Genomic DNA, 3,610 nt, shown 5'->3' with positions numbered 1-3,610 from the left:
TATCGTGTGCGCTGCACGAGCGGCTGCGGAGTGAGGTTTAAATTTACGCCTTTCGTTTGTATAGCTTTCCGTCGCATCACGATCTGGTGCAAAAAGCGCGGGTTTAAATTTAGCTTTGCGTTTGCGAAGCTTCGCGCGCGCGGTTGCGTTTGTAGCATTAAGCGCCGAGAATTGCGCGTCTGCCGTAGCGCCTTGTATTCCTAGCGCTTCGGTATCGGCGATTAAATAGCGCCGTAAATTTAATCACAGCTCGCGACCTAAGCCGCCCAGAGGAGCTTGCGCGTACGATAACTGCGCAAAGCGAGCTAACGTAAAAGCAGACGGTGTAGGGGCTGGCAGGGTCGCGATACCCTGCAATACGCCGCGATTAAGCCGCAGCTGTATTACGACTGCGCCGTGCCCGCGCCGCGTTTAAATTTTACCGCGTGTGGCGACGGTGATTGCGGCGCATGTTTGGCATCGCGTACCGTGCCTGTGAGTGCGTCAAAGTTTTGTTATAATGCGCCGCGCAAACGACCGTGTAGATTCGATATCGCAGTCGTGTAGGCGTACGTGCGCTTTGGCATCGCGAGCTTGTTATCGCACGCCGCGCAAACGGCTACGGTGCGGACTTAGACGCTATGTTTGCCGCGCGATGAGTATTTGCCAAATGCGCGTCCGCCGCGGGCTTTGATCCGCAGAGTGCGTATTGCGCCGAAGTGCTTCGCGATTGCAAAGCATGCCGCGCTTGCCACGTGCATAGCTCCGCATCGTGCGAGCAAGCGCAGACCGCGTAAATAAAATTTTATGAAATTTAGAAGTTTTAAATTCCAAATTTCATAGAATTTTGCGAAACGCAAATTTTAAAATTCCATAGAATTTTGGAATTTCGGAAAGGAAAAGAGATGGATTATCTTTGCGCCCCTTGGCGAAGCGAGTATTTTACCGAAAAAAGAAGCGGCTGTCCCTTCTGCGACGCGGCGGCGGATGCGGCGTTTGATGATCGCAACGGCGTGCTTTTTCGCGCGCGGCACTGCTTTGGGGTGATGAACCTCTACCCCTACAGCCCGGGCGCGTTTATGGTGATACCCTACGAGCATGTCGATAATATCGAGTGCCTTAGCGACGATGCGTGGGCGGAGATGAGCCGCTACGTGCGCGCCGGAGTGGGGATCTTAAAGCGCACGCTGGGCGCAAACGGCGTAAATATCGGCATGAACCTCGGCGCCGCCGCGGGTGCGGGCATAGCCGAGCACGTGCACTATCATCTCGTGCCGCGCTGGAGCGGCGATACGAACTTCATCACGACGATCGCAAACGTCCGCGTAAACGGCGTTTCGTTCGCCCCACTTTTTGAGAAGCTAAAAGCGGCATTTGTAGAATTAAATTTAAAGGAGAGATAATGGTTAGCGTAGAGCAGGCGATCGAGGATCTGAAAAACGGCAAAATGCTCGTTATGGTCGATGACGTCGATCGCGAGAATGAGGGCGATTTGGTGTTTGCGAGCACCTTTAGTAGCGCACAGAAGGTAAATTTTGCTATCACGCACGCCCGCGGAGTGCTGTGCGTGGCGCTCAGCCCGCAGATTGCGCAGCAGCTAGATCTAAATTTGATGGTCGATAAAAACACCTCCAGCCACGAGACCGCATTTACCGTCACGATCGACGCGAAGGACGCCAAGACGGGCGTAAGCGCGTATGAGCGCAATATGACGATCGAACTTATGTCGCGCGTTGGCGCTCGCGCGGATGATTTCGTTCGCCCGGGACATATCTTCCCGCTTATCGCCAAAAGCGGCGGCGTGCTCGCTCGCACGGGGCACACCGAGGGTTCAACGGATCTATGCCGTTTGGCGGGGCTTTCGCAAAGCGCCGTGATCTGCGAGATCGTCAAAGACGACGGCGATATGGCGCGCAGGGACGATCTGGAGAAATTCTGCGCGCAGCACGATATCAATATGATCTCGGTCGCGCAGATCGTGCAGTACCGCCTAAAGCACGAAACGCTCGTTAAATTTAGCGAGCCGCGTGAAGGTGTGCTGTGCGGTGAGGCGGCGAAATTTTACGACGTGAGCGATCACGAGGGCAACGAGCACCGCGCCTATATTTTCGGCGAGCCGGGAAAGAGCGCGCAGACGAACGTGAAATTTCATAAAATTTCAAGCGATCTGGAGTTTTTAAGCGATACGAAATTTAACGATTTCATGCGCGATCTGGACATTTTGCGCAAAGAGGGCGGCGTGCTTTTGATGCTAAAATCCGCGCAAAATCGCGCCGATTTTAAGAGCTTTGGCATCGGGGCGCAAATTTTAGCGCATCTGGGCGTGAGAAAAATCAAAATTTTAAGCAAGAGCGAGCCGAAAGACTACGCGGGGCTTAGCGGTTTTGGGATCGACATAGTTTGATAGCTCACATCGATTTGGACAGCTTCTTCGTCTCTGTAGCGAGGCTTGCCGATCCTACGCTTGCGGGCAAAAAGATCGCAGTCGTCGGAGGCGGCGACGAGGAGATTTTCGGCGGCAAGAGCGAGCTTGGCAGCGTGATTTTAAGCGCGAGCTACGAGGCCAGAGCGGACGGCGTGCACTCGGCGCAGCCCGTTAAAATCGCGCTCGGACTCTGCCCGCAGCTGATTTTGGTGCGCTCGCAGCACGGCGAATACCGAAAAATTTCACGCAAAATTTATGAGTTTTTACTAAGCTTTACGCCCGAGATCGAAAAATTTAGCATCGACGAGTTTTTTCTAAATTTACGCGGTACGGCATACGACGCGGACGCGCTGGGCTTTGCCGCGTTTTTGCAAAGCGAGATTATGCGCCGCTTTAGCCTTCCGTGCAGCGTCGGTCTTAGCGAAGCAAAACTGATCGCAAAACTCGCTACGGGCCTTGCTAAGCCCTTCGGCGTGCGGCAAATTTTAAAATCGCAAATCGCGCGCGAGCTATCCGCCGTGCCTGTGGCAAAATTCCCGGGTATCGGCAAGGCGGCGCAAAAAACGCTCGGCAAATACGGCATCGTAAGCTTCGGCGACGCGCTAGGGCACAGAGAAATTTTTGAAAAGATGGGCGCAAACGGCAGGAAAATTTTCGCAGCCCTTAGCGGCGAGGATGAGGGCGAGGTCGTCTCAAAGCGCGAGCGCAAGAGTATCGGCTTTGGGCGTAGCTTCGCGCCGTGCGCCGATCGGGACGAACTGCGGCGTAAAATTTTAATTTTGGCGCGCCATTTGGCGGGCGAAGTGCTCGCAAAGGGCCTAAAGCCCGCGACGTATGATTTAAAGATCCGCTACAAATCGCGCGAGGAGTTTTCGCATCAGATCAGCCAGGATAGGGCGTTTAGTCTAAGCTTGCTGAGCGAGACCGCGCTTGAGCTGTTTGAGCTCTGCGACGTGAAAAAAGGCGCGCAGATAATCCACGTAGCGCTAAATCTTTCAAATTTTAGCGGCAGATCGGGCGGCTCGCTGCTCTTTGGCGAGATCGATAAGAAGCAGCAGAGCTTGGATCGATCTTTAAGCAGGATTTGGGAAAAATTCGGCATCGAAAAGCTAAAAAAGGCAAGCGAAATTTGATTAAATTTAAAGGAAAAAGATGAAATTAGGCGAGCTATATTCGGTGATCTGCATAATCTTTGCGACGAATTTT

At 53.4% G+C, this 3,610-nt stretch carries 3 protein-coding genes; all 3 read left to right on the top strand.

Features of this window, described 5'->3' with window-relative positions; all coding sequences use genetic code 11:
• Positions 1–884 precede the first annotated feature (884 nt).
• From Q0256_RS00875 to Q0256_RS00865, 3 genes are read left to right on the top strand one after another with little or no spacing between them, the layout of a single operon-like run.
• Positions 885–1,382, top strand: coding sequence for an HIT domain-containing protein (locus Q0256_RS00875; RefSeq protein ID WP_297959168.1), 498 nt, complete (start codon positions 885–887; stop codon positions 1,380–1,382).
• On the top strand, positions 1,382–2,383 hold the full coding sequence (locus Q0256_RS00870) for a bifunctional 3,4-dihydroxy-2-butanone 4-phosphate synthase/GTP cyclohydrolase II (protein ID WP_297959166.1): 1,002 nt from the start codon (positions 1,382–1,384) through the stop codon (positions 2,381–2,383). Before Q0256_RS00875 ends, Q0256_RS00870 begins: the two co-directional genes overlap by 1 nt.
• Complete coding sequence (locus Q0256_RS00865) at positions 2,380–3,537, top strand: DNA polymerase IV (protein WP_297959164.1); 1,158 nt, start codon at positions 2,380–2,382, stop codon at positions 3,535–3,537. The genes Q0256_RS00870 and Q0256_RS00865 overlap by 4 nt, the downstream gene beginning before the upstream one ends.
• Positions 3,538–3,610 lie beyond the last annotated feature (73 nt).

Origin of the sequence: uncultured Campylobacter sp. (assembly GCF_937949835.1) — a bacterium.
Taxonomy (GTDB): domain Bacteria; phylum Campylobacterota; class Campylobacteria; order Campylobacterales; family Campylobacteraceae; genus Campylobacter_B.
This window is presented reverse-complemented; position numbering and strand designations above follow the sequence as displayed.